At 42.7% G+C, this 550-nt stretch carries 1 protein-coding gene; it reads right to left on the bottom strand.

The genetic code is table 11. From position 1 onward, the window contains the following. The coding region (locus ACT9TX_RS18450; protein WP_481340591.1) for a beta-xylosidase family glycoside hydrolase at positions 1 to 512 on the bottom strand (512 nt) is incomplete at its 3' end. Positions 513 to 550: the final 38 nt, after the last annotated feature.

Below are 550 nucleotides of genomic sequence, written 5' to 3'. Positions count from 1 at the left end.
AACTTGGTAGTCATTACATTTTTATAACGCCCCATGGTGCGCTGTGCCAATAAGTTTGGCACTAGTTTTATGCTTTCTTGGTTTTTTGTTGGCTGTGCTGAAACGCATGATTTTAAGCGCAAAAATCCTGGCCTTTCGGTGAGCGACCATCTGTCCATTTTAGGATTGTAACGCCAGTTCCATTGTAAGCCCAAAGTCGGCTTACTAAAATCATCATCCGTGGCTGGTGCCGTTATTGGCAAGCCGTTTATTGGTTTTTTATTTTGCCAAACAACCTCACCAATACCATCACCATCGGTATCAATACCTATTAGTGGCCAGCCATCCTTCCACGTAACAGGTTCTAAAAATTGTGGCCTGCCATTGTACCTTTCTTTAGCTTCGCCTCTTGCTAGTTGATGAATAAACCACCAACTGCCATCATCTAATTTTAGAAGTGTACCTTGCGATGGATGCCTATCGGTACCATTGCCATTGCTAAGTACAATTTTACTTTCCCATGGGCCTTCCATTTTTTTTGCACGGCTAAAAACCTGCATCCGTATTTGGT

The organism is Parasediminibacterium sp. HNIBRBA5674 (assembly GCF_056745525.1).
Note: the sequence above shows the minus strand (reverse complement) of the source record. Positions and strands in the feature narration are given on the sequence as shown.